Below are 248 nucleotides of genomic sequence, written 5' to 3'. Positions count from 1 at the left end.
CGACGGCAGCGCGGCCGCGCGCACCCGCTTCCTGGGCGAACGCATCAACAGCCTTACGCCCAAGGAATTCGAAGTGCTGCGGCTCTTCGTGCGCGGCGAATCCATGATGCAGGTCGCCGACAGCCTGAAGCGCAGCGTCAAGACCGTCAGCGGCCAGAAGATATCGGCCATGCGCAAGCTGAACGTGCAGACCGACCAGGAACTGGTGACGTTCTGCGCCGAAAGCGGCATGTTCCAATAGCGCCTTC

General features: G+C 63.3%; 1 protein-coding gene. It reads left to right on the top strand.

Annotation, left to right across the window (positions count from 1 at the left end; translation table 11 throughout):
* Positions 1-241 (top strand): response regulator transcription factor (locus SB751_RS33755; protein ID WP_410749466.1); only part of this gene is annotated, 241 nt, incomplete at its 5' end.
* Between the last annotated feature and the right edge of the window lie 7 nt (positions 242-248).

Source organism: Cupriavidus sp. SIMBA_020 (genome assembly GCF_046535395.1).
GTDB classification, from domain to species: Bacteria; Pseudomonadota; Gammaproteobacteria; order Burkholderiales; family Burkholderiaceae; genus Cupriavidus; species Cupriavidus campinensis.
The sequence above is the reverse complement of the archived record's forward strand: the minus strand, read 5'-3'. Positions and strand labels throughout refer to the sequence as shown.